Source organism: Escherichia sp. 93.1518 (genome assembly GCF_013368915.2).
Classification (GTDB): Bacteria; Pseudomonadota; Gammaproteobacteria; order Enterobacterales; family Enterobacteriaceae; genus Escherichia; species Escherichia ruysiae.
Genome location: NZ_JABWMT020000001.1, coordinates 277,654 through 304,546, shown reverse-complemented (window position 1 = coordinate 304,546; position 26,893 = coordinate 277,654). Strand labels below are relative to the sequence as shown.

General features: G+C 48.2%; 31 protein-coding genes and 1 pseudogene. 17 read left to right on the top strand and 15 right to left on the bottom strand.

Annotation, left to right across the window (positions count from 1 at the left end; genetic code table 11):
• Positions 1-94: 94 nt before the first annotated feature.
• The 3 genes from HEN21_RS01560 to sad all read right to left on the bottom strand — a co-directional run bounded on the left by HEN21_RS01560 (position 95) and on the right by sad (position 2,832).
• On the bottom strand, positions 95-454 hold the full coding sequence (locus HEN21_RS01560) for a DUF4186 domain-containing protein (RefSeq protein ID WP_001191034.1): 360 nt from the start codon (positions 452-454) through the stop codon (positions 95-97).
• Positions 454-1,380, bottom strand: a complete 927-nt coding sequence (glsB, locus tag HEN21_RS01555; RefSeq protein ID WP_000257426.1) for a glutaminase B — start codon at positions 1,378-1,380, stop codon at positions 454-456. The genes HEN21_RS01560 and glsB overlap by 1 nt, the downstream gene beginning before the upstream one ends.
• Positions 1,381-1,443: 63 nt before the next feature.
• Entirely contained in the window at positions 1,444-2,832 is a 1,389-nt protein-coding gene (gene sad, locus HEN21_RS01550; RefSeq protein WP_176252738.1) for a succinate-semialdehyde dehydrogenase, read from the bottom strand.
• A 100-nt stretch (positions 2,833-2,932) separates the two neighbouring features.
• Here sad and ptrR point away from each other — a divergent pair, with 100 nt between their 5' ends.
• The gene (ptrR, locus tag HEN21_RS01545) at positions 2,933-3,793 is read left to right on the top strand and encodes a putrescine utilization regulator PtrR (RefSeq protein ID WP_176252739.1); all 861 of its coding nucleotides are present in this window, start codon (positions 2,933-2,935) and stop codon (positions 3,791-3,793) included.
• 142 nt (positions 3,794-3,935) lie between these two features.
• Positions 3,936-5,126: an L-arabinose MFS transporter gene (ydeA, locus tag HEN21_RS01540; RefSeq protein WP_000210463.1), complete on the top strand. Its 1,191-nt coding sequence runs from the start codon at positions 3,936-3,938 to the stop codon at positions 5,124-5,126.
• Positions 5,127-5,276: 150 nt separating this feature from the next.
• On the opposite strand, the gene marC is transcribed toward ydeA, so the two are convergent.
• Positions 5,277-5,942, bottom strand: coding sequence for an NAAT family transporter MarC (gene marC, locus HEN21_RS01535; protein ID WP_000885044.1), 666 nt, complete (start codon positions 5,940-5,942; stop codon positions 5,277-5,279).
• 211 nt (positions 5,943-6,153) lie between these two features.
• Between marC and marR the strand changes: the two genes are divergently transcribed.
• Genes marR through marB form a run of 3 tightly spaced genes read left to right on the top strand, consistent with a single transcriptional unit; the run spans position 6,154 to position 7,241 of the window.
• Entirely contained in the window at positions 6,154-6,588 is a 435-nt protein-coding gene (gene marR, locus HEN21_RS01530) for a multiple antibiotic resistance transcriptional regulator MarR (RefSeq protein WP_000843430.1), read from the top strand.
• A 20-nt stretch (positions 6,589-6,608) separates the two neighbouring features.
• Positions 6,609-6,992, top strand: coding sequence for an MDR efflux pump AcrAB transcriptional activator MarA (gene marA, locus HEN21_RS01525; protein WP_176252740.1), 384 nt, complete (start codon positions 6,609-6,611; stop codon positions 6,990-6,992).
• 30 nt (positions 6,993-7,022) lie between these two features.
• Positions 7,023-7,241 (top strand): multiple antibiotic resistance protein MarB, encoded by a 219-nt coding sequence (marB, locus tag HEN21_RS01520; RefSeq protein ID WP_176252741.1) that lies wholly within the window; start codon positions 7,023-7,025, stop codon positions 7,239-7,241.
• A 30-nt stretch (positions 7,242-7,271) separates the two neighbouring features.
• Here marB and eamA read toward each other — a convergent pair whose 3' ends face one another.
• Positions 7,272-8,171, bottom strand: coding sequence for an O-acetylserine/cysteine exporter (gene eamA / locus HEN21_RS01515; protein WP_176252742.1), 900 nt, complete (start codon positions 8,169-8,171; stop codon positions 7,272-7,274).
• 195 nt (positions 8,172-8,366) lie between these two features.
• On the opposite strand from eamA, the gene ydeE reads away from it, so the two are divergent.
• Positions 8,367-9,554 carry an efflux MFS transporter YdeE gene (gene ydeE / locus HEN21_RS01510; RefSeq protein ID WP_001054149.1) on the top strand — a complete coding sequence of 396 codons (1,188 nt, stop codon included), beginning with the start codon at positions 8,367-8,369 and terminating at the stop codon, positions 9,552-9,554.
• A gap of 35 nt (positions 9,555-9,589) precedes the next feature.
• On the opposite strand, the gene HEN21_RS01505 is transcribed toward ydeE, so the two are convergent.
• The gene (locus tag HEN21_RS01505; RefSeq protein ID WP_176252743.1) at positions 9,590-9,988 is read right to left on the bottom strand and encodes a rhodanese-like domain-containing protein; all 399 of its coding nucleotides are present in this window, start codon (positions 9,986-9,988) and stop codon (positions 9,590-9,592) included.
• Between the two features lie 94 nt (positions 9,989-10,082).
• Here HEN21_RS01505 and ftrA point away from each other — a divergent pair, with 94 nt between their 5' ends.
• The 3 genes from ftrA to mgtT all read left to right on the top strand — a co-directional run bounded on the left by ftrA (position 10,083) and on the right by mgtT (position 11,361).
• Positions 10,083-11,054, top strand: coding sequence for a transcriptional regulator FtrA (gene ftrA, locus HEN21_RS01500; protein WP_123058451.1), 972 nt, complete (start codon positions 10,083-10,085; stop codon positions 11,052-11,054).
• A gap of 107 nt (positions 11,055-11,161) precedes the next feature.
• A complete protein-coding gene (gene mgtS, locus HEN21_RS01495; RefSeq protein ID WP_000901364.1) occupies positions 11,162-11,257 on the top strand; it encodes a protein MgtS in 96 nt (31 codons plus the stop codon).
• Positions 11,257-11,361 (top strand): protein MgtT, encoded by a 105-nt coding sequence (gene mgtT, locus HEN21_RS22945; RefSeq protein ID WP_214678006.1) that lies wholly within the window; start codon positions 11,257-11,259, stop codon positions 11,359-11,361. The genes mgtS and mgtT overlap by 1 nt, the downstream gene beginning before the upstream one ends.
• Before the next feature lie 115 nt (positions 11,362-11,476).
• Here mgtT and dgcZ read toward each other — a convergent pair whose 3' ends face one another.
• Positions 11,477-12,367 carry a diguanylate cyclase DgcZ gene (gene dgcZ / locus HEN21_RS01490; RefSeq protein WP_016158250.1) on the bottom strand — a complete coding sequence of 297 codons (891 nt, stop codon included), beginning with the start codon at positions 12,365-12,367 and terminating at the stop codon, positions 11,477-11,479.
• 258 nt (positions 12,368-12,625) lie between these two features.
• Complete coding sequence (gene ydeI, locus HEN21_RS01485) at positions 12,626-13,018, bottom strand: YdeI family stress tolerance OB fold protein (RefSeq protein WP_016158249.1); 393 nt, start codon at positions 13,016-13,018, stop codon at positions 12,626-12,628.
• Between the two features lie 290 nt (positions 13,019-13,308).
• Between ydeI and HEN21_RS01480 the strand changes: the two genes are divergently transcribed.
• Positions 13,309-13,827, top strand: a complete 519-nt coding sequence (locus HEN21_RS01480; RefSeq protein WP_105284856.1) for a 2-oxo-tetronate isomerase — start codon at positions 13,309-13,311, stop codon at positions 13,825-13,827.
• A gap of 45 nt (positions 13,828-13,872) precedes the next feature.
• Here the strand turns inward: HEN21_RS01480 and dcp are convergent, their stop codons facing one another.
• The gene (dcp, locus tag HEN21_RS01475; RefSeq protein WP_176252602.1) at positions 13,873-15,918 is read right to left on the bottom strand and encodes a peptidyl-dipeptidase Dcp; all 2,046 of its coding nucleotides are present in this window, start codon (positions 15,916-15,918) and stop codon (positions 13,873-13,875) included.
• A gap of 136 nt (positions 15,919-16,054) precedes the next feature.
• Here dcp and ydfG point away from each other — a divergent pair, with 136 nt between their 5' ends.
• From ydfG to ydfZ, 3 genes are all read left to right on the top strand, one after another.
• A complete protein-coding gene (gene ydfG, locus HEN21_RS01470) occupies positions 16,055-16,801 on the top strand; it encodes a bifunctional NADP-dependent 3-hydroxy acid dehydrogenase/3-hydroxypropionate dehydrogenase YdfG (RefSeq protein ID WP_010346482.1) in 747 nt (248 codons plus the stop codon).
• An 88-nt stretch (positions 16,802-16,889) separates the two neighbouring features.
• The gene (gene rspR, locus HEN21_RS01465) at positions 16,890-17,576 is read left to right on the top strand and encodes a DNA-binding transcriptional regulator rspR (RefSeq protein WP_000215571.1); all 687 of its coding nucleotides are present in this window, start codon (positions 16,890-16,892) and stop codon (positions 17,574-17,576) included.
• A 174-nt stretch (positions 17,577-17,750) separates the two neighbouring features.
• Complete coding sequence (ydfZ, locus tag HEN21_RS01460; protein ID WP_000214710.1) at positions 17,751-17,954, top strand: putative selenium delivery protein YdfZ; 204 nt, start codon at positions 17,751-17,753, stop codon at positions 17,952-17,954.
• Between the two features lie 35 nt (positions 17,955-17,989).
• Here the strand turns inward: ydfZ and HEN21_RS01455 are convergent.
• The 5 genes and pseudogenes from HEN21_RS01455 to HEN21_RS01435 form a co-directional block, all read right to left on the bottom strand.
• Positions 17,990-19,450 (bottom strand): annotated as a pseudogene (locus HEN21_RS01455) (mannitol dehydrogenase family protein).
• Between the two features lie 89 nt (positions 19,451-19,539).
• Positions 19,540-20,907: an MHS family MFS transporter YdfJ gene (gene ydfJ, locus HEN21_RS01450; RefSeq protein WP_000151240.1), complete on the bottom strand. Its 1,368-nt coding sequence runs from the start codon at positions 20,905-20,907 to the stop codon at positions 19,540-19,542.
• A 57-nt stretch (positions 20,908-20,964) separates the two neighbouring features.
• The gene (locus tag HEN21_RS01445) at positions 20,965-21,984 is read right to left on the bottom strand and encodes a Zn-dependent oxidoreductase (protein WP_105284853.1); all 1,020 of its coding nucleotides are present in this window, start codon (positions 21,982-21,984) and stop codon (positions 20,965-20,967) included.
• Between the two features lie 14 nt (positions 21,985-21,998).
• A complete protein-coding gene (gene rspA, locus HEN21_RS01440) occupies positions 21,999-23,213 on the bottom strand; it encodes a starvation-sensing protein RspA (protein WP_176252601.1) in 1,215 nt (404 codons plus the stop codon).
• A gap of 215 nt (positions 23,214-23,428) precedes the next feature.
• Positions 23,429-23,755: a YnfA family protein gene (locus HEN21_RS01435; protein WP_105284851.1), complete on the bottom strand. Its 327-nt coding sequence runs from the start codon at positions 23,753-23,755 to the stop codon at positions 23,429-23,431.
• Positions 23,756-23,889: 134 nt separating this feature from the next.
• Between HEN21_RS01435 and HEN21_RS01430 the strand changes: the two genes are divergently transcribed.
• Together HEN21_RS01430 and speG are read left to right on the top strand one after the other, a co-directional pair.
• Positions 23,890-24,231, top strand: coding sequence for a DUF1283 family protein (locus tag HEN21_RS01430; protein ID WP_001027859.1), 342 nt, complete (start codon positions 23,890-23,892; stop codon positions 24,229-24,231).
• A 34-nt stretch (positions 24,232-24,265) separates the two neighbouring features.
• Positions 24,266-24,826 (top strand): spermidine N1-acetyltransferase, encoded by a 561-nt coding sequence (speG, locus tag HEN21_RS01425; protein WP_000199501.1) that lies wholly within the window; start codon positions 24,266-24,268, stop codon positions 24,824-24,826.
• Between the two features lie 2 nt (positions 24,827-24,828).
• Here the strand turns inward: speG and HEN21_RS01420 are convergent, their stop codons facing one another.
• Positions 24,829-25,539 carry a YnfC family lipoprotein gene (locus HEN21_RS01420; protein WP_077629247.1) on the bottom strand — a complete coding sequence of 237 codons (711 nt, stop codon included), beginning with the start codon at positions 25,537-25,539 and terminating at the stop codon, positions 24,829-24,831.
• A 106-nt stretch (positions 25,540-25,645) separates the two neighbouring features.
• On the opposite strand from HEN21_RS01420, the gene HEN21_RS01415 reads away from it, so the two are divergent.
• Positions 25,646-25,951, top strand: a complete 306-nt coding sequence (locus HEN21_RS01415) for a DUF1161 domain-containing protein (RefSeq protein WP_000696054.1) — start codon at positions 25,646-25,648, stop codon at positions 25,949-25,951.
• 206 nt (positions 25,952-26,157) lie between these two features.
• Positions 26,158-26,772 (top strand): Tat proofreading chaperone DmsD, encoded by a 615-nt coding sequence (gene dmsD, locus HEN21_RS01410; protein ID WP_176252600.1) that lies wholly within the window; start codon positions 26,158-26,160, stop codon positions 26,770-26,772.
• Positions 26,773-26,893: the final 121 nt, after the last annotated feature.

Below are 26,893 nucleotides of genomic sequence, written 5' to 3'. Positions count from 1 at the left end.
AATAAGTAAATTCTCATAAAGGATAGCATGTTCGCTGACAGCGGCGACAAAGAAAGATATCAATCAGATGATCTTTTGGCTTTTACCACCATTCTTATGGCTGATTCATCTGAATAACCAGCCAGTGATAGATAACCGTCACAATATAACGTTGTTGTTCCTCACTTAACGAAACACCCTGCGGAATGTTATGCCACTTAGCCAGACAGCCACGGCAACAGGTCGCGGTAGCGTGCTGAGCGATAAACACCGGATGCCCGCGCATGGGGGTTTGCTTACCGTCGTTCGCCGGTAATGCCGGAGCAAGACGCTTAGCGACAAAATCTGCCGCATGTTGTTCAATAACCGGCGCGCCCTTCTCCAGACAATACTGACGCTCCTTGACGCCCAGACGAAAGCGAGAGCGAAATTTTGAGCGGGATAAACGCGCGAAGAGTGGATCAAGTGACTGCATTAATAAACCGAGCGTCCTAATTGTTTCGTCAATTGTTCAAGTACTGCGATACCGGCAAGCGAGTTACCTGCATCATCCAGTTCCGGGCTCCATACCGCAATAGCCATTTCATGCGGGACGATCGCAACAATACCGCCGCCAACGCCAGATTTCGCCGGAAGCCCTACCCGCCAGGCAAACTCCCCCGCGTTCTGGTACATTCCGCTCGTTGCCATCAGCGCGTTAATTTGCCGTGCCTGCATTGGCGTCACTACGGGCTCATCGATATGAATAGCCTTTCCCTGATTCGCCAGAAAGACAAACGTCCGCGCCAGCTCAACGCAGCTCATTTTCAGTGCACAGTAATGAAAGTAGTTTTGCAGAACGGTTGTCACATCATGATGGAAATTGCCAAACGACTTCATCAGCCAGGCGATCGCCGCATTTCTTGCGGAATGTTCAAACTCGGAGCGGGCAACCACCGTATCGTAGGCAATATCAGACACGCCGCTTAAGCCACGCACGACTTCCAGCATACGTTGCCGTGGTGCGCTTAATCGCCCTTGCAGCATATCGCAGACCACCAGCGCACCGGCATTAATAAACGGATTACGCGGAATGCCCTGCTCCATTTCCAGTTGCACTAAGGAATTGAACGGAGATCCCGACGGATCTTTGCCGACGCGTTGCCAGATTTCCTCTTCGGAGTAATGACGCATGGCGACAACGAGACTCAGCACTTTGGAAATAGACTGAATGGAAAAACGTTCTTGCGCGTCTCCGGCCTGGAAAAGCTGCCCATCAACGGTACAGATAGCAATCCCCAGACGGGAACCATCAACGGTTGCCAGTGCCGGAATATAATCAGCGACTTTACCCTGACCGATCAGCGGTCGCACTTGCCGCAAAATGGTCTCTAAAATTGCATTATCCATGGCGACAGCCACTCTCTGCTCCTTGCTCGCAGGTCTGAAAAGACCTGCGAGTATAACAGAGCTAAATATGTGACGTCAGATCCGGTCTTTCCACACCGTCTGGATATTACAGAACTCATGTAAGCCGAAATGAGAAAGTTCACGCCCAAAACCGCTCTTCTTCACACCGCCAAAAGCAACCCGTGCGTCGCTGGCACAGAAACCGTTGATAAACACGCCGCCGCATTCCAGACGTGCCGCCATCTGTCTGGCTTGTGTTTCGTCAGTAGTAAAAATCGTCGCAGAAAGGCCGAACTCACTGTCATTAGCCAGTTCCAGCGCATGTTCTGCATCTCTCGCTACGGTGATTGCCGCAACGGGGCCAAACATTTCTTCCCGAAACGCGGTCATTTCTGGGGTGACATTTGCCAGAACCGTTGGCGGATAGTAGTTACCTGCCCCAGCCATCTTTTCCCCACCCAGTAACAGACGTGCGCCCTGCGCCAGGGTTTTTTCCACCTGATGATGCAACTCATCACGCAAGTCAAAACGTGCCATCGGACCAAGATCGTTCTCTTCGTCACGGGGATCGCCCATTTTCAACGCTGCCGCAGCCGCTACAAAACGCTCGGTAAATGCCGAAGCAATCCCCTCTTCGATGATAAAGCGTTTTGCCGCCGCACAAACCTGTCCGGTATTCTGGTAACGCCCGGCTACCGCCGCTTTCACCGCAAGTTCCAGATCGGCATCGTTAAGCACAATAAACGGATCTGAACCGCCCAGCTCCAGTACGCATTTTTTCAGTGCCGCACCAGCCTGTGCACCAATAGCCGCTCCTGCACGGACACTTCCGGTTACGGTGACCGCCGCAATACGTGAATCTTTAATCATCTGACTGACACCATCGTTGTCAGCATTCAGCCAGCCATATACGCCTTGTGGGATACCCGCATCTGTAAACACCTGGGCAATGAGCTGAGCACAGCCCATCACATTCGGCGCGTGCTTAAGTAAGTAACCGTTACCTGCAAGAATGATGGGAACAGCGCCACGCATCACCTGCCATAAAGGAAAGTTCCACGGCATAACCGCCAGAATCGTCCCCATCGGTCGATACTCAATAACCGCCTGCTGATTCTCAACCAGCGTTGGTTCCGCTTTCAGCATTGCCGGGCCATGCTCTGCATACCAGTCACACAAATTCGCCGATTTCGCCACTTCGGCACGTGCCTGCTTGATGGGTTTACCCATTTCACGGGTGATCATTTGCGCCATCTCTTCGCTGCGAGTGCGCAGAGCTTTACCGATATCACGTAGTTTTTCCGCCCGGTAATCTACGCTTGTCTCGCGCCAGCAGCGAAAACCTTCCACTGCAAGCTGAAGAGCGTTTTCAATATCGTCAGCGCCAGCCCAGGGCAGTGAAGAAAGTTGTTCACCATTGGCTGGATTTATCGAAATGGCATGGGTCGCCGGAGTGATGGTCATTGGGGTATCTCCTTTATGAGTTATGGTTTGAAGATACGTAGATTTACTCTTGTTTAAAAATGAATAATATTAAGCCACTTATTCACAAATCGAGAATACTATGGATCTGACTCAACTGGAGATGTTCAACGCAGTTGCCGAGGCTGGCAGCATTACCCAGGCTGCGGCTAAAGTTCATCGTGTGCCGTCGAATCTCACGACTCGTATACGTCAACTGGAAACAGAGCTCGGTGTTGAGCTGTTTATCCGCGAAAATCAGCGTTTACGGCTCTCTCCCGCCGGGCATAACTTTTTACGCTACAGCCAACAAATTCTCGCGCTGGTGGATGAAGCGCGAAATGTCGTGGCTGGCGATGAGCCGCAAGGTCTGTTTTCTCTCGGATCGCTGGAAAGCACCGCCGCAGTGCGTATTCCGGCAACGCTGGCAGAATTTAACCGCCGTTACCCCAAAATTCAGTTTTCACTTTCCACCGGCCCTTCTGGCACGATGCTGGACGGCGTACTGGAAGGAAAACTGAATGCGGCATTTATTGATGGGCCGATTAACCATACCGCCATCGACGGGATACCGGTATATCGCGAAGAGCTGATGATCGTCACGCCACAAGGACATGCGCCAGTAACCCGCGCCAGTCAGGCTAATGGTTACAACATCTATGCCTTTCGCGCCAATTGTTCTTACCGCCGTCATTTTGAGAGCTGGTTTCATGCTGACGGCGCAGCTCCGGGGACTATTCATGAGATGGAATCGTATCACGGGATGTTGGCCTGTGTGGTCGCGGGTGCGGGCATTGCGCTTATCCCACGATCTATGCTGGAAAGTATGCCCGGGCATCATCAGGTTGAAGCGTGGCCGTTGGCTGAGAAATGGCGCTGGTTAACGACCTGGCTGGTCTGGCGTCGCGGGGCGAAAACGCGTCCGCTTGAGGCGTTTATTGAACTGCTGGATGTACCAGACTAAATGTTGTACCTGCTACTCACGCTGCCGTTGATACAGCATGAATCGGCGAAACGCGACATAGATCACAAAACCGTTGTATTCAGATCATTAACCGTTTTAAGATCATTTCATTACCTTTTCGCAACTCATCCGATAATCGGTTATGACAACAAATATTGTTTCCCGCAAAGTGGCGTGGCTACGGGTCGTTACGCTGGCAGTTGCCGCCTTCATCTTCAATACCACCGAATTTGTGCCTGTAGGTTTGCTTTCTGATATTGCGCAAAGCTTTCATATGCAAACCGCACAAGTCGGTATCATGTTGACCATTTATGCGTGGGTAGTGGCGCTAATGTCACTGCCTTTTATGCTAATGACCAGCCAGGTTGAACGCCGCAAATTACTGATCTGTCTGTTTGTGGTGTTTATCGCCAGCCACATACTGTCGTTTTTATCGTGGAGCTTTACCGTTCTGGTGATCAGTCGTATTGGTGTGGCTTTCGCCCATGCTATTTTCTGGTCGATTACGGCGTCTCTGGCAATCCGTATGGCACCAGCCGGGAAGCGAGCGCAGGCATTGAGTTTAATTGCCACCGGCACAGCACTGGCGATGGTATTAGGTTTACCTCTCGGGCGCATTGTGGGGCAGTATTTCGGCTGGCGAATGACCTTCTTCGCAATTGGTATCGGGGCGCTTATCACCCTTTTGTGCCTGATCAAATTACTTCCATTACTGCCCAGTGAGCACTCTGGTTCGTTAAAAAGTCTTCCGCTGCTGTTTCGTCGCCCGGCATTGATGAGCATTTATTTGCTGACGGTAGTCGTGGTCACCGCCCATTACACGGCATACAGCTATATTGAACCTTTTGTGCAAAACGTTGCGGGGTTCAGCGCCAACTTTGCCACAGCATTGCTATTGATGCTCGGTGGTGCAGGCATCATTGGTAGCGTGATTTTCGGTAAGCTGGGTAATCAGTACGCATCTGTGCTGGTCAGCGCGGCGATTGCGCTATTGCTGGTGTGTCTGGCGCTTCTGTTACCTTCGGCAAGTAGTGAGATACACCTCGGCGTGCTGAGCATTTTCTGGGGGATTGCGATGATGATCATCGGGCTTGGGATGCAGGTTAAAGTACTGGCGCTGGCACCGGATGCCACCGACGTTGCGATGGCGCTCTTTTCCGGGATATTTAATATTGGCATTGGCGCCGGAGCACTGGTGGGTAATCAGGTAAGTCTGCACTGGTCGATGTCGATGATTGGTTATGTGGGTGCAGTTCCGGCACTCGCCGCGTTGATATGGTCAATCATCATATTCCGCCGCTGGCCAGTGACACTCGAAGAACAAACACGGTAGTTTAAAGACCCGAACAGGCCGCTTTGTTCGGGTCGGTAAATACAAAAGCACTCAAGCTCAATACATTGCAGAGATTACGTAGGCCTGATAAACGTAGCGCATCAGGCAATGTTGCATTTGTCATCTGCCTCAGACCCATTCGGGTCTTTTTTAATGGTAAGTTTTAATAATTTCCAGGATGCCATTAATAATAAACTGCACGCCCATACAAACCAGCAAGAAGCCCATCAGGCGGGAGATTGCTTCAATTCCCCCTTTCCCCACCAGCCGCATAATGGCACCAGAGCTACGCAGGCTTCCCCATAAAATGACCGCCACCAGGAAAAAGATCAGCGGCGGCGCAACCATCAGAACCCAGTCCGCGAAGGTTGAACTCTGACGCACCGTTGACGCCGAGCTAATGATCATCGCAATGGTTCCCGGTCCGGCGGTACTTGGCATTGCCAGTGGCACAAAAGCAATATTGGCGCTGGGTTCATCTTCCAGTTCTTCTGATTTGCTTTTTGCTTCCGGTGAATCCGTTGCCTTTTGCTGAGGAAAGAGCATACGGAAACCGATAAACGCGACAATTAAACCACCGGCAATACGTAGACCGGGAATCGAAATTCCGAACGTGTCCATCACCAGTTGCCCGGCGTAATACGCCACCATCATGATGGCAAATACGTATACCGAGGCCATCAACGACTGGCGATTACGTTCGGCGCTGTTCATGTTGCCCGCCAGACCAAGAAATAACGCGACTGTCGTTAATGGGTTGGCTAACGGCAGCAACACCACCAGCCCCAGACTAATTGCTTTAAACAAATCTAACATTGGTGGTTGTTGTCCTGTGTGTCTGAGTAATCAGCGAAAAGTATAAAGGGAAAACAAAGAGAAAGTTTCACTCTTTAACTAATCTTGCATAGCACTGACCAAAACTTGAACCGATTTAGCAAAACGTGGCATCAGACAATTCATTCATTTGACATATACTTGCCTGGGCAATATTATCCCCTGCAACTAATTACTTGCCAGGGCAACCATTGTGAAAAGTACCAGCGACCTGTTCAATGAAATCATCCCCTTGGGTCGCTTAATCTATATGGTTAATCAGAAGAAAGACCGTCTGCTTAACGATTATCTGTCTCCGCTGGATATCACGGCGGCACAGTTTAAGGTGCTCTGCTCTATCCGCTGCGCGGCGTGCATTACACCGGTTGAACTGAAAAAAGTGTTGTCGGTCGACCTTGGGGCACTGACCCGTATGCTGGATCGCCTAGTCTGTAAAGGCTGGGTAGAACGGTTGCCGAACCCAAATGACAAGCGCGGCGTGCTGGTAAAGCTCACCACCAGCGGCGCAGCGATATGTGAACAATGCCATCAATTAGTTGGCCAGGACCTGCATCAAGAATTAACAAAAAACCTGACGGCGGACGAAGTGGCAACGCTTGAGCATTTGCTTAAGAAAGTCCTGCCGTAAACAAAAAAAGAGGTATGACGATGTCCAGACGCAACACTGACGCTATTACCATTCATAGCATTTTGGACTGGATCGAGGACAACCTGGAATCGCCACTGTCACTGGAGAAAGTGTCAGAGCGTTCGGGTTACTCTAAATGGCACCTGCAACGGATGTTTAAAAAAGAAACCGGCCATTCATTAGGCCAATATATCCGCAGCCGTAAGATGACAGAAATCGCGCAAAAGCTGAAAGAAAGCAACGAGCCGATACTCTATCTGTCAGAACGTTATGGTTTCGAGTCCCAGCAAACGCTGACCCGAACCTTCAAAAACTACTTTGATGTTCCGCCGCATAAATACCGGATGGCTAATATTCAGGGCGAATCGCGCTTTTTACATCCATTAAATCATTACAATAGCTAGTTGAAACGTGACAACGTCACTGAGGCAATCATGAAACCACTTTTATCCGCAATGATAACCGCGCTTATTGTCTTTTCTGCGCAAGGCTTTGCGGAACAAACCACGCAGCCGACGGTTATTCCCTGTGGTGATGAAGTGATTGTTCCCCCATCGCAGGAACAACCACCGTTTGATTTAAATCACATGGGTACAGGCAGTGATAAGTCGGATGCGCTGGGCGTGCCCTATTATAATCAACACGTCATGTAGTTAATTCTGGCCCCGACATCTCGGGGCTTATTAACTTCTCACCTTCACCGCTTTACGCCACCGCAAACCAAACACATTGATATACAGCCCGCCCATTATCAGCACCGCACCGAAGAATTGCAGACCCGTTAATCGTTCATCTAACAATAACGCCGCACTTGCCAGACCGACCACCGGGACAAGTAACGATAACGGTGCCACGCGCCAGGTTTCATAACGCCCAAGCAGCGTACCCCAGATCCCATAGCCGACAATTGTCGCCACAAACGCCAGGTACATCAGAGACAAAATGGTGGTCACGTCGATAGTGACCAGGCTGTGAATCATTGTTGCGGAACCATCGAGAATGAGCGAGGCAACAAAAAACGGGAGAATCGGGATCAATGCGCTCCACACTACCAGCGACATCACTGCCGGGCGCGATGAGTGCGACATGATCTTTTTATTGAAGATGTTGCCACACGCCCAGCTAAATGCTGCCGCCAGGGTCAGCATAAAACCGAGCATCGCCACATGTTGACCGTTCAGGCTATCTTCAATCAACACCAGCACGCCAAATATCGCTAAGGCAATCCCCGCCAGTTGCTTGCCATGTAGTCGTTCACCGAAAGTAAACGCGCCGAGGACAATCGTAAAAAACGCCTGAGCCTGTAAAACCAGCGAAGCAAGACCTGCAGGCATACCGAAGTTAATGGCACAGAACAGAAAGGCAAACTGCGCAAAACTGATGGTTAAACCATACCCCAGCAGCAAATTCAGCGGTACTTTCGGTCGTGCTACAAAAAAGATTGCCGGGAAGGCTACCAGCATAAAGCGCAAACCGGCCAACATCAGCGGTGGCATATTATGAAGCCCCACTTTGATGACCACAAAATTAAGCCCCCACACAACCACTACCAGTAGCGCCAACAACCCATCTTTTCGCGACATTCTACCGCCCCTGAATTTTCATCTTTTGTAAGCAATCAACTTAGCGGAATTTACTTTTCTTTAACAGTTGATTCGTTAGTCACCGTTTACGACGGCATTAATGCGCAAATAAGTCGCTATACTTCGGATTTTTGCCATGCTATTTCTTTACATCTCTAAAACAAAACATAACGAAACGCACTGCCGGACAGCCAAATGAACTTATCTCTGCGACGCTCTACCAGCGCCCTTCTTGCCTCGTCGTTGTTATTAACCATCGGACGCGGCGCTACGCTGCCGTTTATGACCATTTATTTGAGTCGCCAGTACGGTCTGGGTGTCGATTTGATTGGTTATGCGATGACAATTGCGCTCACTATCGGCGTCGTTTTCAGCCTTGGATTTGGCATTCTGGCGGATAAGTTCGACAAGAAACGTTATATGTTACTGGCAATTACCGCCTTCGCCAGCGGTTTTATCGCCATTCCCTTGGTGGACAACGTGACGCTGGTGGTGCTGTTCTTCGCGCTCATCAACTGTGCGTATTCCGTTTTTGCTACCGTGTTGAAAGCCTGGTTTGCCGATAATCTTTCCTCCGCCAGTAAAACGAAGATCTTCTCGATCAACTACACCATGCTCAACATTGGCTGGACCATCGGCCCACCGCTCGGCACGCTGTTAGTAATGCAAAGTATCAATCTGCCCTTTTGGCTGGCAGCCATCTGTTCTGCGTTTCCTGTGCTTTTCATTCAAATTTGGGTGAAACGCAGCGAGAAAATCATCGCCACAGAGACGGGCAGCGTCTGGTCACCAAAGGTTTTGTTACAGGATAAAGCTCTGCTGTGGTTCACCTGCTCAGCCTTTCTGGCCTCTTTCGTGAGCGGTGCTTTTGCCTCGTGCATTTCACAATACGTGATGGTGATTGCTGATGGTGATTTTGCCGAAAAGGTGGTCGCGGTTGTTCTTCCGGTTAATGCTGCGATGGTAGTTACGTTGCAATATTCCGTGGGCCGGCGCATTAATCCGACCAACATCCGCGCGCTAATGACGGCCGGCACTCTCTGTTTTGTCGTCGGTCTGGTCGGGTTTATCCTTTCGGGCAACAGCCTGCTACTTTGGGGAATTTCAGCCGCCGTGTTTACTCTTGGCGAAATCATTTATGCCCCTGGCGAATATATGTTGATTGACCATATTGCACCATCAGGGATGAAAGCCAGCTATTTTTCCGCCCAGTCTTTAGGCTGGCTTGGTGCAGCGATTAACCCATTAGTGAGTGGCGTAGTGCTCACCAGCCTGCCGCCGTCCTCGCTGTTTGTCATCTTAGCGTTGGCGATCATTGCTGCGTGGGTGCTGATGTTAAAAGGCATTCACGCAAGACCCTGGGGACAGCCGGTTCTTTGTTGACTCACTGCCGTGCCTTAACGGCACGGCTTGACTCATTATTTTCCTGTTGCAAAGGCGTAGCCTTCATCTTCCCAGCCGGTTACCCCGCCGATCATGATTTTAACTGGCCTTCCTAACCGAGCCAGTTTGAGTGCCACACGGTCTGCGCCGTTACAATGTGGCCCCGCGCAATACACCACAAACAGAGTATCTTCCGACCATTGAGCCATTCTCTCTTCGGTCATTTGCTTATGGGGCAGATGAATCGCGCCGGGGACATGCCGACGGGCGAAATCCTCTTCACGCCCGACCACATGCAGCAAAACGAAATCATCGCCAATGTAGGCCAGCGAGTCATGAACATCGGCGCAATCCGTTTCGACACTCAAACGCGCGAGAAAATGAGCTTCGGCAGCTTCTGGCATCGCTGCGGTAAATTCAGTGACATAACGCATATTGCTTTTTCCTTTTGGGTTGTTGTGTTAACAATAATGTAACCAATCAACCTTTCACTGACCGCCTTCCGATATGCCAGAAAAAAGCAAAATGATGACAACAGTACAACGACCGCTAGTCGCTGTGCTGGCCTATGACGGGCTTTGTACTTTTGAATTCGGTGTAGCCGTTGAAATCTTCGGTCTGCCACGCCCGGAACTCGGCGATAACTGGTATCGGTTTGCTGTTGCGGCGGTAGAACCCGGCGCGCTGCAAGCTACTGGCGGGATCCACGTAGTTGCGGATGGCGGGCTGGAGCTACTGACTGAAGCCGATATGATTATTATTCCAGGCTGGCGCGGTATAGATGCAACAGTACCAGAAGTACTATGTCAGGTGTTGCGCGAAGCACATCAACGCGGTAGTCGTCTGGTATCGATATGCTCGGGCGTATTTGTCCTTGCCGCCGCAGGCCTTCTTCACCAGCGAAAAGCGACCACCCACTGGCGCTACACTGAACAACTCCAGCATCGTTACCCTTCAATTCACGTAAGTGACAATGTGTTATATCAGGATGAAGGACAAGTGATGACATCCGCCGGAAGCGCAGCAGGGATCGATCTGTGCTTACATATCGTGCGCAAAGATTATGGTCACGAAATTGCTAATAATGTCGCCCGGCGGCTGGTCATTCAGCCACATCGCCACGGTGAGCAACCACAAAACCTGACACGCCCGATGGCTGCGCCGCGTGAAAGCCATACGTTAGGCGCATTATTCGACTTTTTACAGCAAAATCTGGCACAAACGCATACCGTTGCCTCTCTCGCCGGACGAGTGAATATGAGTCAACGTACTTTTTTAAGACGTTTTGTCGCCTTAACGGGTATGACACCCGCCCGCTGGCTTCTCAATGAGCGATTAATGCGAGTGGAGGATTATCTGCAAAATTCGTCGTTTAGCATCGATAAAATTGCCGAGCTGACGGGGTTTGGTAATTCATCTTTACTGCGTCATCATTTTCACCAGCGTTTTTTATTATCCCCTTCACAATATCGGAAAAACAGCCGCTCCTCATCACATTAACCCTCTAATTCAGCCTTCGTTTAGGTTACCTCTGCTAATATCTTTCTCATTGAGATGAAAATTAAGGTAAGAGAGGAAACACACCACACCATAAACGGAGGCAAATAATGCTGGGTAATATGAATGTTTTTATAGCTGTGCTGGGAATAATTTTATTTTCTGGCTTTCTGGCCGCGTATTTCAGCCACAAATGGGATGACTAATGAACGGAGATAATCCCTCACCTAACCGGCCCCTTGTTACAATTGTGTACAAGGGGCCTGATTTTTCTGATGGCGAAAAAAAACCGCCAGTAAACCGGCGGTGAATGCTTGCATGGATAGATTTGTGTTTTTACTTTTGCGCTAACAGGCGTTTCTCTGCACTGGTAACGGATCATTGACACAGTAGCACTATTTTTCTCAATGAATGTTAAACGGCGCTTAAACTCGGGTAATCACGTTTTGTTCGTCAATAAACATGCAGCGATTTCTTCCGGTTTGCTTACCCTCATACATTGCCCGGTCTGCTCTTCCGATGACTACATCCAGCGGTTCTTCAGGAAATGCACGGCTCACACCTGCGGTCACGGTTATGTTGATATGCCCTTCAGAATGTGCGATTGCATGGTTATCGACTAGCTGGCAAATGCGTACTCCGGCACGACAGGCATCTTCATCATTTGCAGCTTTGACAATGATGATAAATTCTTCGCCGCCATAGCGATAAACCGTTTCATAATCACGTGTCCAGGTAGCTAAGTAAGTTGCCAGGGTGCGTAATACCACATCACCGATTAAATGCCCGTAGGTATCATTAACCAATTTAAATCGGTCTATATCCAGCAGCATTAAATAGAGATTCAGTGGTTCAGCATTACGTAATTGATGATCAAAGGATTCATCAAGAACCCGACGACCAGGTAATCCAGTCAGAACATCCATATTGCTACGAATAGTCAGCAAATAAATTTTGTAATCGGTTAATGCTGCCGTAAAAGAAAGTAACCCTTCCTGAAATTCATCAAAATGAGCGTCCTGCCAGCGATTTTCGACAATAGCCAACATTAATTCCCGACCACAGTTATGCATATGTTGATGGGCAGAATCCATTAGCCGAACGTAAGGTAATTCATCGTTATCGAGTGGCCCCAGATGATCAATCCAGCGACCGAACTGGCACAGTCCATAAGAATGGTTATCCGTAATTTCTGGCTTACTGGCATCTCTCGCTACCACGCTGTGAAACATACTCACCAGCCATTGGTAATGGGCGTCGATAGCCTTATTGAGATTTAACAAGATGGCATCGATTTCCGTTGTCTTCTTGATCATTGCCACTCCTTTTTCACAGTTCCTTGTGCGCGGTATTCTACCGAGAGAAAAGAAAAATTACGTCAATATTTTAATAGAAATCCTAATCTGAGACGACGTTAAAGATAACATTGTGATTTAAAACAAAATAAGCAGATAAAAAAGTGTTTAATTCTGTAAATTATCTCTTCCTTGCGCCATAAAACAGAGGCAAATAACATAAACAGCAAAGCCTGATGCCCCAATTGATTGGGCCATCAGACGCATTTATTTTTGTGACTATTTCTGCAGATGTGTGACTCGAACGACGACTGGGGTGCTTTTCTTATCCAGACTCCCGCTAATGTTGATCATCTGGTCAGGCTGAACTTGTCGTCCATCAAAAACGGCAGCAGGAATAACAACATTAATTTCACCGCTCTTATCGCGAAAAACGTAACGGTCTTCACCCTTGTGGGAAATCAAATTACCTCGTAATGAAACTGAGGCACCATCATGCATAGTTTTCGCAAAATCAACGGTCATTTTTTTTGCATCATCAGTTCCGCGATAGCCGTCTTCTATTGCATGTGGCGGTGGTGGCGCAGCATCCTGTTTTAAGCCGCCCTGGTCATCCGCTAACGCATAAGGCATGACAAGAAAACCTGCTAATACAATGGCCTGAAATTTCATACTGACTCCTTAATTGCGTTTGGTTTGACTTTTTAAGTCTGGTTGCTATTTTTATAATTGACAAATAAGAATCATACTGATTGTTATAAAACAATTAAAATCAGTCAGCTAGCAACAAAATCTTCAGCAAATTTAACTCAAAAAGACAATAAAAAGATTAAAGAAAGCTGTGTTTAAGTCCTAAGTATATTTTCAGAATAATCGGCTTTATAAATTTGATTTTTATTATAGTGAAAGAACATACAAAAAAGGCAAATCATCTTTGCAGCTAATAACGTGGACAAACAACGATGAACATTAATAGCAATAAAATTGTACAACTTGCAGATAGCGATACCATTGAAAACCTGACATCCGCGTTGAGCCAAAGACTTATCGCTGATCAATTACGCTTAACTACCGCCGAATCATGCACTGGCGGTAAGTTGGCTTGCGCGCTGTGTGCTGCTGAAGACACACCAAAGTTTTACGGCGCAGGCTTTGTCACCTTTACCGATCAAGCCAAAATGAAAATCCTTGGCGTCAGTCAGCAATCTCTTGAGAAATATACGGCAGTGAGTGAGAAGATAGCGGCAGAAATGGCAACTGGTGCCAAAGAGCGCGCAGATGTCGATATTAGTATTGCCATTACCGGCTACGGTGGGCCTGAAGGTGGGCAGGATGGTACGCCCGCAGGCACAGTCTGGTTCGCATGGAATATTAAAGGAAAAATGCATACTGCGGTTATGCATTTTGATGGCGATTGCGAAACGGTATTAGCATTGGCGGTTCGATTTGCACTGGCGCAGCTTTTGAAATTACTGGAGTGACGTTCTGGCCTGGCTTCACGCCAGACCAGCCATATTTACAGAAAATTAGACGTCCAGCCCGCGATGTTGCAACATCGGTGCAATCTGTGGTGCCTTACCGCGCCATTGACGATACAGGCGTTCTAAATCTTCGCTGTTGCCTCTGGAAAGAATCGCCTCGCGAAAACGTTGCCCATTCTCACGCGTTAAGCCGCCCTGCTCGACAAACCATTGATAACCATCGTCTGCCAGCATTTGCGTCCACAAATAGGCGTAATATCCCGCCGCATATCCGCCACCAAAAATGTGGGCGAAATAACTGCTGCGATAACGTGGCGGTACGGCGGGAAGATCCATATTTTCCGCCGCCAGCGCCCGCAGTTCGAAATCATTCACATCCTGCATCGCTTCATGCTCTTGCAGACAGTGCCAGCGCATATCAAGAAGTGCGGCGCTAAGCAGTTCGCTCATCTCATAACCTTTATTGAACAGGCTGGCATTACGCATTTTTTGTTGCAACTCTTCCGGCATTGCTTTCCCGGTCTGATAATGCCGGGCGTAGCGCGCGAATACCTGCGGATGCATTGCCCAATGCTCGTTGATTTGCGAAGGAAATTCGACAAAATCGCGTGGTGTATTGGTGCCAGAAAGCGTGGCATAACGCTGGCAGGCAAACAGACCGTGCAACGTATGCCCAAACTCATGGAATAATGTAATAACATCGTCCCACAGCAACAATGCGGGTTCGTCTGTTGCCGGTTTCTGATAATTACAAACGTTATAGATTACCGGGCGTGTTTCATTGAGCGTAGATGGCTCTACAAAATTACCCATCCATGCGCCGCCGCTTTTTGAATCACGGGCGAAGAAATCACCGTAAAATAACGCCAGTCCCTCGCCATTATGATCAAAAATTTCCCATACGCGGACATCAGGATGGTAAACAGGAATATCAAAACGTTCGACAAACTTAATACCGAAGAGCTGATTGGCGGTCCAGAATACACCTTCATTCAACACCGTGTTTAATTCGAAATAAGGTTTAAGCTGCGCCTCATCGAGACAGAATTTCTCCCGCCGCACCTGTTCAGCATAAAATGCCCAGTCCCACGGCTGGGCGCTGAACCCGCCCTGCTGATTATCAATAACCGCCTGTATAGACGCTAATTCATCGCTCGCACGTTGACGTGCCGCCGGAACAATTTCCCGCATAAAGTTGAGTGCTGCTTCTGGTGTTTTTGCCATCTGATCGGCAATTTTCCATGCGGCATAATAAGGGAAACCAAGTAGTTTCGCCTGTTGGGCGCGGATCTCCACAAGCCGTTGAATAATGGAACGAGTATCATTGCCATCGTTTTTTTCCGCGCGTGTCCACCCCGCAGTGAACAGTTTTTCACGTGTAGAACGATCGCGGAGTTCCGCAAGCGCCGGTTGTTGCGTGGTATTCAGCAATGGAATAAGCCATTTGTTTTCCAGACCTTTCTCGCGGGCCGCCTCAGCCGCCAGCGCAATTTCTTGCTCACTCATGCCTGCCAGTTGCTGAACATCGTCAACCACCAGCCCACCGGATTTGTTCGCGGCTAATAATCGCTGGTTAAACTGACTGGTCAGGGTTGCGGCTTCTGTGTTCAGCACTTTTAATTTTGCTTTATCAGCATTTTCAAGTTTGGCACCGGCAAGAACAAAACGTTGATGAATAACTTCAACCAAACGAATAGATTCACTATCAAGACCCAGCGTTTCGCGCCGCTGCCAGACAGCATCTACCCGCGCGAATAATTCACCATTCAGGTAGATATCATTCGCCAGTTCCGCCAGTTCCGCCGAGAACTGTTCATCAAGACGCTGTAATTCATCATTAGTATGCGCCGAGGTCATGGCAAAGAAGACGCTGGTAACACGAGTGAGTAATTCCCCGCTCTTTTCGAGAGCCAGAATAGTGTTATTAAAATCGGGCGTCTGCGGGTTTAAAGCTATCGCCTCTATCTCAACCCGCTTTTGCCGCATCCCCTCATCGAATGCCGGGCGATAGTGTTGATTTTCAATCTGATCAAAATGGGGAGCCATATACGGCAGAGTACTCTGCGTAAGGAAAGGATTCGTCGTTGACATTTTCTACTCCTGAAAACGAGGTGTTTCATAGCGTAGGCTTACTAATAACGGAGTGCAATCTTGCAAACCAGTATTACCCGCTCTTAAGCATCACGTGCTATGTTATTGACACACAAAATCGTTGAGGAACAGTGAGATGATCGTTTTAGTAACTGGAGCAACGGCAGGTTTTGGTGAATGCATTACGCGTCGTTTTATTCAACAAGGGCATAAAGTTATCGCCACTGGCCGTCGCCAGGAACGGTTGCAGGAGTTAAAAGACGAACTGGGCGATAATTTGTATATCGCCCAACTGGACGTTCGCAACCGCGCCGCCATTGAAGAGATGCTGACTTCGCTTCCTGCCGAGTGGCGTAATATCGATATTCTGGTAAACAATGCTGGACTGGCGCTGGGTATGGAACCTGCACATAAAGCCAGCGTTGAAGACTGGGAAACCATGATTGATACCAACAATAAAGGCCTGGTGTATATGACCCGCGCTGTCCTGCCTGGCATGGTCGAGCGTAATCATGGTCATATTATTAACATTGGCTCAACGGCGGGTAGCTGGCCGTATGCTGGTGGTAACGTTTATGGCGCGACAAAAGCGTTTGTTCGTCAGTTCAGCCTGAATCTGCGCACTGACTTGCATGGTACGGCAGTACGTGTCACCGACATCGAGCCAGGTCTGGTGGGTGGCACCGAGTTTTCCAATGTCCGCTTTAAAGGCGACGACGATAAAGCGGAAAAAACCTATCAAAATACCGTTGCATTGACGCCAGAAGATGTCAGCGAAGCAGTCTGGTGGGTTGCCACACTCCCTGCTCACGTCAACATCAATACTCTGGAAATGATGCCGGTTACCCAAAGCTATGCCGGACTGAATGTCCATCGCCATTAATTTTTATACCCGGCTTAACCGCCGGGTTATTGCTTGTCACAAAAAAGTGGTAGACTCACGCAGTTAACCCACTCACAAGCAAGAACGAATGACCGTCGAAACGCAACTTAATCCCACACAACCTGTCAATCAGCAAATTTATCGTATTCTTCGCCGCGACATTGTCCATTGCCTAATTCCACCGGGCACACCGTTGTCGGAAAAAGAAGTTTCTGTTCGTTTCAATGTGTCACGCCAGCCGGTTCGTGAAGCCTTCATTAAACTGGCAGAAAACGGCCTGATTCAAATTCGCCCGCAGCGTGGCAGCTACGTCAATAAAATTTCCATGACTCAGGTACGCAACGGTAGTTTTATTCGTCAGGCTATTGAGTGTGCCGTTGCCCGCCGGGCGGCGACCATGATTACCGATAGCCAGTGCTATCAGCTTGAGCAAAATCTCCACCAACAACGTATTGCCATTGAACGCAAACAGCTGGATGATTTTTTTGAGCTGGATGATAACTTCCATCAAATTCTGACGCAGATTGCCGACTGTCAGCTTGCGTGGGACACCATTGAAAACCTGAAAGCAACTGTTGACCGCGTGCGCTATATGAGCTTTGACCACGTATCGCCGCCCGATATGTTATTACGTCAACACATGGATATTTTTACTGCTCTACAAAAACATGATGGCGATGCGGTAGAAAAAGCAATGACTCTGCATTTGCAGGAAATAAGTGAATCCGTGCAGCTGATCCGCCAGGAAAATAGCGACTGGTTTAGCGAAGAGTAATTCATTTCCTCTCATCCCATCCGGGGTGAGAGTCCATCCCCTTCTTCTGGTTCATGCAAGCATCAAAAAAGATGTGAACTTGATCATAAACAAAAAAATATTCACTCGACAGGAGTATTTATATTGTGCCCGTTACGTGGGCTTCGACTGTAAATCAGAAAGGAGAAAACACCTATGACGACCTACGATCGTAACCGTAACGCAATCACCACTGGCAGCCGTGTTATGGTTAGCGGCACCGGTCACACTGGCAAGATCCTGTCGATTGACACTGAAGGTCTGACCGCAGAGCAAATCCGTCGCGGTAAAACCGTGGTTGTTGAAGGTTGTGATGAAAAACTCGCGCCTCTGGACCTGATTCGTCTCGGCATGAACTAAGCGTGTGAATGCCGCCGATGGCGGCATTGCTGTTTTTACTTCACGATATATTTCGCTACGGTCGCTTTCGCGCCATGCGCTAATAAAGACAAGTACGCTTCCGTCACCTTTGCAACAAACAAGCTATTGTTCGGCAAATCATCGCCAAATATCGCCTTAATCGCCATCAACGACTGCACACGCTTTTTCCCTTCGGCGCTACTTTGCACAGCCTTTTGAATGACCGGTAGTAACGGATCGCTAATCTCAATCTGATTTCCCTGTTCATCAACACCGCCAACATAACGCATCCAACCAGCAACACCCAACGCCAGCAGATCGAACGCGCTGTCATGTTCCAGATGCCAGCGAATTGAATCCAGCATCCGCTGCGGCAGTTTCTGACTACCATCCATTGCAATCTGCCAGGTTCGGTGGCGTAAAGCAGGGTTGCTGTAGCGTTCAATCAGTCGATCGGCATAATCTTGCAGATCCACCCCCTGCACTTTCAGCGTGGGCGCCTGTTCCTGCAACATCAAGGCATGTGCTGCATGACGATAATTTCCATCTTCCATACAGTCGTTAATGTGCTGATATCCCGCCAGATAGCCCAGATACGCCAGGAATGAATGGCTGCCGTTGAGCATACGCAGTTTCATCTCTTCATAAGGTAGTACATCGCTGACCAGTTCAGCACCGACTTTTTCCCATTCAGGGCGTCCGGCAACAAAATTATCTTCAATAACCCACTGACGGAAAGGCTCACAGGCCACGCCTGCCGGATCGCGCACGCCGGTAAGTTATTCGATTTTGTCCAGCGTTTCTGCCGTCACTGCGGGTACAATGCGATCCACCATTGTCGACGGAAAAGTCACGTTTTCTTCTATCCATTGCGCCAGTTTTACATCTACAGCCCTGGCATATGAAGTGACAACGTCACGCATAACGTAACCGTTTTCTGGCATGTTGTCACATGACATGATGGTAAACGCTGGAAGTCCTGCGGCTTTACGGCGAGCCAGCGCCTCGACAATCACGCCTGTTGCTGTTTTAGGCTGGTGGGGATTTTGCAAGTCGGCAGCTACCATCGGGTGATCCAGCATTAACTGTCCGGTCGCCGGAGAGTGGAAATACCCTTTTTCGGTGATTGTCAGAGAGACAATTGCGATTTGCGGTTCACACATCGCGGCCAGCACGGCTTCTAAGCCATCTATTTGTACGTGCAGCGCCTTTTTCACGACGCCGACGACGCGAGCGGTCCACGCATCAGCCGACATTTCTGCAACGGTATAGAGATTATCTTGCTGTTTTAGATCGATGATTTGCTGTTCACCGCCAATCAGGTTCATTTCATAGTAGCCCCAATCGCTGTGATGCTGGGCTGCCAGGATATCGGCATACACGCCCTGATGCGCGCGATGAAATGCACCAAACCCTAAATGAACAATTTTGGGCGCCAGGTTATTACGATCATAAACAGGGAGTGTCGCTTTGGCTGATAACAAATTATTTCCCATGAAAATTCCTTTAATTTCAATATGGCAAGCTGAATGGTTTGTTATATGAATAAAAAAATCCCTCCTCACTAAGAGAAGGGATTCTGGATTTACAGACTTGTTGAAGGTTGCGCAGCTCTTACAACGCGCGGTTGATCTTCTGCAGCATCTTCCAGCGCACTCAAATCGCGGTCTTTAACTTCTGGCATTTTCAGCGCGGAAATTAAGCCGATGACGGAATAAGCCATAATCATTATTGCAATCGGATACCAGGATCCTGTCATGGTACAGAAAATACCGGCCAGAATAGGACCAAAACCTGAAGCGATAAGACCACCAATTTCTTTAGATATTGCCATTCGGGTAAAGCGGTTTTTACAGCCGAACATCTCTGCCATGGTAATATTTTCCAGGGCAAATAATCCCAACACCGCACAGTTGTGAATCACAATGAGAGCAACCATGATGGTGCCCGGTGCATAGCTTTTATCTACAATGATAGAAAGCATTGGCCACGCCAGGACAATAGCTGAAGTATTCATAATGATGTAAGGAATACGACGACCAATTTTATCAGATAACCAACCGAGGAAAGGAATCGTCATAAAACCGATAATAGAACTGATCATTAATGCATCTGTGGGAATTGCTTTATTGAACAGCAAAGTTTGCACTAAATAACCAGCAAGGAAGGTTTGAATCAGACCTGAGTTTCCTGCCTGTCCAAAACGCAGACCCGTTGCCAACCAAAAAGATTTGCTCTGGAACATGCTACCAGCAGGTGCAGGTTTTGCTGTAGGTTGGTTGCTGTCGTTAACCTTCTCAAAGACAGGGCTTTCTTTCAGGTTCATACGCAACCAGATAGCAAAGACCATCACGACAACGCTCGCCAGGAACGGTATACGCCATCCCCATGCCAGCAGTTCTTCTTTACTAAGAATAAAGAACATAAAGGCCCAGATTGCCGTTGCGCTCAACGTACCGCAGTTCGTTCCCATCGCAACGAATGAGGAGATAATGCCGCGTTTACCTTTCGGCGCATATTCCGCCAGCATCGTACCAGCACCGGAAATTTCAGCGCCTGCCCCCAGCCCCTGAATAATACGCAGCGTCACCAGCAATATTGGCGCAAAAACACCAATCTGCGCATAGGTCGGCAACACACCAATTAAGGTAGTACAGATCCCCATCATGGTGATGGTAATAAAGAGCACTTTTTTACGCCCTATTCTGTCGCCCATTTTGCCGAAAATAAATGCTCCGACAATACGTGCAACATAACCAGCACCGTAGGTTCCCATTGCCAGAATTAACGCCATTGCGGTTGATGATTCCGGAAAAAATATTTCATGGAATACTAACGCTGCACCGAGCGAGTATAACTGAAAATCCATAAATTCAAGTGCCGTACCTAACCATCCTGATACCGCTGCCTTCACTAAATCCTTAGTGCTTCTTTCATGTTTTTCTATTGTCATAATTATTATCTCTAAATAAGAGGTAAGATGCGTACTGCTTATTCGCTATTATTGGTATTATTCAGAAAACGTGAGTAAAACTTTGCAACAGTGCTTTTGATCCTTTTCGAATAATGAAATGGCATCAGCAACACGCAGATAATCAAAGGTATGGGTAATTAATTTATCAGGATTAATTAACCCTTTGCTTAACCAGTCGATAACGACCGGGAATTTATTGGCATTTAACCGGGAAGAAAAAATAGAGAGTTCCTTGCCAGTAATTCCCTGCTGAATGACTTCAGACGGTTCACTGGAGAAGCCCATTAACACAATTCGTGCCGCCGGAGAAGCCAGCATAACTGCTTCTTTCAAAATGGAAGGATGGCAAGCAGCATCAATAATTAATGTTGGTTTGATGCCCTTTTCAGCGAATATTTCGCCAAGCGTTGTCTGGCTGTTATTAATCACCCAGTCTGCCCCGCTCTCTTTCGCTTTGTTCAGTCGTTCATCAATGCGATCGGCGACAATCACATTTTTAACGTTATAAACACCCTTTAATACCTGAACGATAGTCAGACCAATTGGACCGGCACCATAAACCAGCACGGTGTCATCTTCAGTCGGCTGTCCGTGTCCGGTAACGTTCGCCGCAATGGTAAATGGTTCGATCATTACAGCGAACTGATCAGCCACTCCATCGGGAATTTTCCACGCATTCTTCGCCGGAACGACTGCATATTCGCTAAAACCACCATCAGCGTGAACACCTAATACAGCCAGAGTTGTGCAAACGTTGGGCTTACCCATTGAGCACGGATAACAATGTCCGCAGCTGACTACGGGATCTACCGCAACACGTTCGCCAACTCTGGCGTTATCCACACCTTCACCTACGGCATCAATCACGCCAAAAAATTCGTGACCAATGACACGCGGATACTTTGCAAACGGATTATGACCGCGATAAATGTGACTATCCGATCCACAAATTCCCGCGAGTTTCACTTTTACTCGTACTTCGCCCACTGCCGGGGTCGGAATTTCACGTTCGATAATCGCCAGTTGATTCGGTTTTTCAATTAAAATACTTTTCATTATTGTATGACTCCTTACCAGTTCCATAGCGTGCCATCTTCCAGACGTGCGACTGGCAGATAGGCAGGTTCGTAGGGATATTTCGCCGCCAGCTTTTCATCGAATTCGATACCAATGCCTGGCTTATCACCAGGATGCATATAGCCGTTATTGAAGCTCCAGTTGTGCGGGAAGACTTCAAGCATTTGTTCTGAATAGCCCATATACTCCTGAATGCCGAAATTCGGCACCCACAAGTCAAAGTGCAACGCCGCAGCCATGCAGACTGGTGACAAATCGGAAGGACCATGTGAGCCAGTACGAACCTGGTAAAGCGAAGCAAAATCGGCAATTCTGCGCATACCTGTGATGCCGCCAGCGTGGGTCAGCGTTGTACGGATATAGTCGATAAGTTGTTCTTCAATCAGCTGTTTGCAGTCCCAGATGCTGTTAAAGACTTCACCCACCGCAATTGGCGTTACGGTATGTTGGCGAATGAGGCGGAAGCACTCCTGGTTTTCTGCGGGTGTCGGATCTTCCATCCAGAACAGGCGATAATCTTCAATACTTTTGCCAAAGCGTGCCGCCTCAATGGGCGTTAAACGATGGTGCATGTCATGCAGCACATGCTCATTAAAGCCAAACTTGTTGCGCACTGCGTCGAACAGTTTTGGCATGAAGTCGAGATATTTTTCCGTTGACCACAACTGCTCTTCTGGCCACTGCCCTTTGGTCGCAGGTTCATAAGCCAGCCCTTTTCCTTTGGACATACCGTAAGTCGTTTTCATTCCGGGAATACCACACTGCACGCGGATGGCTTTGAATCCCAGTTCCTGATGACGAGCATAATCATCCAGTGCTTCATCAATACTGTGACCGGTGGTATGACAATAGACCATTACGCCTTCACGGGAAGCCCCACCTAACAGTTGGTAAAGCGGCATGTTTGCGGCTTTGGCTTTAATGTCCCACAGCGCCATATCAACAGCGGAAATAGCCGACATGGTGACAGGACCGCGACGCCAGTAAGCGCCTTTATAGAAAAACTGCCAGATATCTTCGATACGATGGGCATCGCGGCCTATAAGTTGCGGACAGATATGATCCTGCAAATAGGACGCAACGGAAAGCTCGCGCCCGTTCAGAGTGGCATCACCAAGACCGGTAATACCGTCCTCGGTGGTGATTTTTAAGGTGACGAAATTACGTCCCGGACAGGTAACAAAAACTTCAGCCCCTACGATCTTCATGTTCTATTCCTTGCATCGCTTGTCGTGATGCATGAAATCTACGCAACTGAGCTACTACCATACAAGTATTAAGATCAAGAAAAGCCAGAACGATCACAAAAAAAGGCGCATATTTGCGCCGTGAATAGTTCTAAAACAGTCAAACTTTATTATTTTTCCGGGGTTCGACTAGTACGTATCTTATTGATAACAAATAATTATTCATATCAGAAAAGTCAGGTGCGTCCCCAGCCAGCAACAATAATCAACATGCCGCAAAGCGCAATTATCGCTCCCGTCCAGTCGTAGAGACTGAGCTTCACCCCATCTACCACCCGCAGCCACAGGAGCGCCGTACAGACATAAACACCGCCATACGCTGCATAAACTCGCCCACTTGCTGCCGGATGCAACGTTAACAGCCAGACGAAAAGCGCCAGAGAAATCCCCGCTGGAACCAACAACCAGATACTGGCATTCCGTTTCAGCCACAGCCAGGGCAAAAAACAACCAATGATTTCACACAAAGCGGTAGCAAAAAACAGTAACGTTGTTTTAATCATCTTTGTCACTCATTGACATCATGTATATTTATAGGGCGACATAATATCATCAACATAGACATCCTTCTGGTACGTTTCGCGTTCACAGTGGATCGTGTAAAATCGCCCTTAACCATTCATGTAAGGAATGAATCATGAATATCACTCTCTGCAAAAAACTCAGCCTGCTCGCTTTTCTGCTGCCTTGCGCACTGGCATTTAGCGCAACTACCCATGCAGAAACCAACAAACTGGTGATTGAATCTGGCGACAGCGCACAGAGTCGCCAGCAGGCAGCAATGGAAAAAGAGCAATGGAATGACACGCGTAATCTGCGTCAAAAAATCAACAAACGCACCGAGAAAGAATGGGATAAAGCTGACGCCGCATTTGATAGCCGCGATAAATGCGAGCAGAGTGCCAATATTAATGCCTACTGGGAGCCGAATACTTTACGCTGCCTGGACCGTCGTACTGGTCGCGTAATCATCCCCTAACCTGTTATTGATATAAGGAATGTAAGGACACGTTATGACTAGCGCCCACAGTGTTAAGCTACGTCCGCTGGAGCGTGAAGATTTACGCTATGTACATCAACTCGACAATAACGCCAGCGTGATGCGTTACTGGTTTGAGGAGCCGTACGAAGCCTTTGTTGAACTCTCTGATCTGTACGATAAGCATATTCACGATCAGAGTGAACGTCGTTTCGTCGTGGAATGCGATGGCGAAAAGGCAGGTCTGGTGGAACTGGTAGAAATTAACCACGTCCATCGCCGCGCAGAATTTCAGATAATCATCTCCCCGGAATACCAGGGTAAAGGTCTGGCAACCCGCGCCGCGAAATTAGCGATGGATTATGGTTTCACTGTTCTTAATCTCTATAAGCTTTATCTGATTGTCGATAAAGAGAATGAGAAAGCGATTCATATTTATCGTAAGCTCGGTTTTACGGTCGAAGGTGAACTGATGCATGAATTCTTTATTAACGGTCAATATCGCAATGCTATTCGCATGTGCATATTCCAGCATCAGTATCTGGCGGAACATAAAACGCAAGGGCAGACTCTACTAAAACCAACCGCGCAATAGTATTAATAATAATCAATGGTATTTTTGATGGTGTAAACCCGTTCGACGGCGGGTTTTACTCCCTCATCCACAATGATTAATTGGCAGTCCACTGGATTCGCGTGGCTGTCATATTCACAAGTCTGTTTGACATTACCAACCTGTTGATTATTCAGTAAAGTAATTGCCGTGTAATCCAGTTTTTTGATCGGGTCCGTTGATGGAGTGGCGCTGACAGATAACGTTTTGTCGTTACTTTTCGTCGTTTTCCCCAGCGGATAACCCTGATCATCATAGCGATATTCCATCTGCATCTGTTTACTGCTGGCCTTAACCACGAAGCCATTATCATCAGTTTCCCAACTTACCCCGGCAGAAGGTAATTCTGCTAACTGGCATTTTCCCTGTAGACGTACTCTTTTCTCCAGTGTCTGTGCATCCCGGTAATAATTTGCATCCAACACCAGGGCAACCACGGTATTATTCTCCAGATCCAGTAATTCGAGGGAATCAAAACAGCCTTCTTCCGATAAATTCCCCGAAACACGTTTCGTCACTTCCCCTTGCTCATTCATTAACGTCTGAGTGAAATCTTTAACCGGTCCACGCAGCGGATCAAAATCAAATTCATTAGAGAAACTGGCCATTTCTGGCGTAAATGAAAGTGTTACCTCTGTGCGGTCACATCCTGTGAGTATTATCGCAAGTAAACATGGCAGTAATTTGTAATTCACATCAATCACCAGACAGTAGAGATGATTCTCAATCATAGTAGTAAATACAGTAATTTACACGTGAAATGCTATGCTTAGTTAGTAATATTCATGTAAGGAGCCAATGATGAAAATCTTAGCCTGCAGTGCCGCACTTCTGCTCACCCTGGCCTCATCCACAGTGCTCGCCGCGTCGGATTCATGTGAGCGCATAAAAAGTGATATTTCACAGCGCATTATCAATAACGGCGTACCAGAAAGTGGCTTCACTTTAAGTATTGTGCCGAATGATCAGGTCGACCAGCCTGATTCACAGGTCGTCGGGCATTGCGCTAACGACACGCATAAAATTCTCTACACCCGCACCACCAGCGGTAATGTTTCTGCCCACCCCCAGCCAACCCATGATAATGAGCCTGCTGAATCGCATTAATAAACCTGAGGCTGCCTGATACGATGCTTACGCACATATCAGGCCTGCCGTGTGGTATTGTTATGCGCTGGCTGTGCCCGCTAGCCGGGATACCTGCTGAGATGATCGGGCGTGCGCTCGTTTATGGCCTGCACATAATGCTCGGAATGACCATCGCAGGTTAACAAATTGGTGCGGGGTAAACCGCACGTTTCAGGATGATAGGAATGACGCATTTCTCACAACAAGATAATTTTTCTGTCGCAGCGCGCGTGCTGGGCGCGCTGTTTTATTACGCTCCTGAGAGTAAAGAAGCCTCTCCACTGGTTTCTGCGCTAACCAGTGACGATTGGGTCACCCAGTGGCCTTTATCACAAACGTCATTAGCGCCGCTGGCAACGGCTTTTAAGGAAGAATGTGAAGAGTCGCGTAGTCAGGCATGGCAACGATTATTTGTCGGGCCGTGGGCATTACCCTCTCCTCCGTGGGGATCTGTCTGGCTGGATCGCGAATCGGTGCTGTTTGGCGATTCTACTTTGGCGCTTCGTCAATGGATGCGCGAAAAAGGCATTCAGTTTGAAATGAAACAAAACGAACCAGAAGATCATTTTGGTTCGCTGCTGTTGATGGCTGCATGGCTGGCAGAGAACGGTCGTCAGACCGAGTGTGAAGAGTTGTTGGCCTGGCATCTTTTACCGTGGTCCACGCGTTTTCTTGAAGTGTTTATCGAAAAGGCGGAACACCCTTTTTATCGCGCACTCGGTGAGCTGGCTCGTTTAACGCTGACACAATGGCAGTCACAGTTGCTGATCCCTGTCGCGGTAAAACCCCTGTTTCGCTGAATAATCCTTAGTATTATCGAAAGGCGTAAACTGCACGCCTTTCAAATCCAATAAGTGACAACGTCACGTTTAATTCCACATACAGCACGCACAGCTTTTGCACCAGGCCTCTTTTCCCGCA

What these genes read in the sequence shown, in the direction of transcription:
- HEN21_RS01560 (WP_001191034.1), bottom strand. Translation starts at nt 454, where the DNA reads ATGCAGTCACTTGATCCACTCTTCGCGCGTTTATCCCGCTCAAAATTT.
- sad (WP_176252738.1), bottom strand. Translation starts at nt 2,832, where the DNA reads ATGACCATCACTCCGGCGACCCATGCCATTTCGATAAATCCAGCCAAT.
- ptrR (WP_176252739.1), top strand. Translation starts at nt 2,933, where the DNA reads ATGGATCTGACTCAACTGGAGATGTTCAACGCAGTTGCCGAGGCTGGC.
- ydeA (WP_000210463.1), top strand. Translation starts at nt 3,936, where the DNA reads ATGACAACAAATATTGTTTCCCGCAAAGTGGCGTGGCTACGGGTCGTT.
- marC (WP_000885044.1), bottom strand. Translation starts at nt 5,942, where the DNA reads ATGTTAGATTTGTTTAAAGCAATTAGTCTGGGGCTGGTGGTGTTGCTG.
- marA (WP_176252740.1), top strand. Translation starts at nt 6,609, where the DNA reads ATGTCCAGACGCAACACTGACGCTATTACCATTCATAGCATTTTGGAC.
- marB (WP_176252741.1), top strand. Translation starts at nt 7,023, where the DNA reads ATGAAACCACTTTTATCCGCAATGATAACCGCGCTTATTGTCTTTTCT.
- eamA (WP_176252742.1), bottom strand. Translation starts at nt 8,171, where the DNA reads ATGTCGCGAAAAGATGGGTTGTTGGCGCTACTGGTAGTGGTTGTGTGG.
- ydeE (WP_001054149.1), top strand. Translation starts at nt 8,367, where the DNA reads ATGAACTTATCTCTGCGACGCTCTACCAGCGCCCTTCTTGCCTCGTCG.
- HEN21_RS01505 (WP_176252743.1), bottom strand. Translation starts at nt 9,988, where the DNA reads ATGCGTTATGTCACTGAATTTACCGCAGCGATGCCAGAAGCTGCCGAA.
- ftrA (WP_123058451.1), top strand. Translation starts at nt 10,083, where the DNA reads ATGACAACAGTACAACGACCGCTAGTCGCTGTGCTGGCCTATGACGGG.
- mgtS (WP_000901364.1), top strand. Translation starts at nt 11,162, where the DNA reads ATGCTGGGTAATATGAATGTTTTTATAGCTGTGCTGGGAATAATTTTA.
- mgtT (WP_214678006.1), top strand. Translation starts at nt 11,257, where the DNA reads ATGAACGGAGATAATCCCTCACCTAACCGGCCCCTTGTTACAATTGTG.
- dgcZ (WP_016158250.1), bottom strand. Translation starts at nt 12,367, where the DNA reads ATGATCAAGAAGACAACGGAAATCGATGCCATCTTGTTAAATCTCAAT.
- ydeI (WP_016158249.1), bottom strand. Translation starts at nt 13,018, where the DNA reads ATGAAATTTCAGGCCATTGTATTAGCAGGTTTTCTTGTCATGCCTTAT.
- HEN21_RS01480 (WP_105284856.1), top strand. Translation starts at nt 13,309, where the DNA reads ATGAACATTAATAGCAATAAAATTGTACAACTTGCAGATAGCGATACC.
- dcp (WP_176252602.1), bottom strand. Translation starts at nt 15,918, where the DNA reads ATGTCAACGACGAATCCTTTCCTTACGCAGAGTACTCTGCCGTATATG.
- ydfG (WP_010346482.1), top strand. Translation starts at nt 16,055, where the DNA reads ATGATCGTTTTAGTAACTGGAGCAACGGCAGGTTTTGGTGAATGCATT.
- rspR (WP_000215571.1), top strand. Translation starts at nt 16,890, where the DNA reads ATGACCGTCGAAACGCAACTTAATCCCACACAACCTGTCAATCAGCAA.
- ydfZ (WP_000214710.1), top strand. Translation starts at nt 17,751, where the DNA reads ATGACGACCTACGATCGTAACCGTAACGCAATCACCACTGGCAGCCGT.
- ydfJ (WP_000151240.1), bottom strand. Translation starts at nt 20,907, where the DNA reads ATGACAATAGAAAAACATGAAAGAAGCACTAAGGATTTAGTGAAGGCA.
- HEN21_RS01445 (WP_105284853.1), bottom strand. Translation starts at nt 21,984, where the DNA reads ATGAAAAGTATTTTAATTGAAAAACCGAATCAACTGGCGATTATCGAA.
- rspA (WP_176252601.1), bottom strand. Translation starts at nt 23,213, where the DNA reads ATGAAGATCGTAGGGGCTGAAGTTTTTGTTACCTGTCCGGGACGTAAT.
- HEN21_RS01435 (WP_105284851.1), bottom strand. Translation starts at nt 23,755, where the DNA reads ATGATTAAAACAACGTTACTGTTTTTTGCTACCGCTTTGTGTGAAATC.
- HEN21_RS01430 (WP_001027859.1), top strand. Translation starts at nt 23,890, where the DNA reads ATGAATATCACTCTCTGCAAAAAACTCAGCCTGCTCGCTTTTCTGCTG.
- speG (WP_000199501.1), top strand. Translation starts at nt 24,266, where the DNA reads ATGACTAGCGCCCACAGTGTTAAGCTACGTCCGCTGGAGCGTGAAGAT.
- HEN21_RS01415 (WP_000696054.1), top strand. Translation starts at nt 25,646, where the DNA reads ATGAAAATCTTAGCCTGCAGTGCCGCACTTCTGCTCACCCTGGCCTCA.
- dmsD (WP_176252600.1), top strand. Translation starts at nt 26,158, where the DNA reads ATGACGCATTTCTCACAACAAGATAATTTTTCTGTCGCAGCGCGCGTG.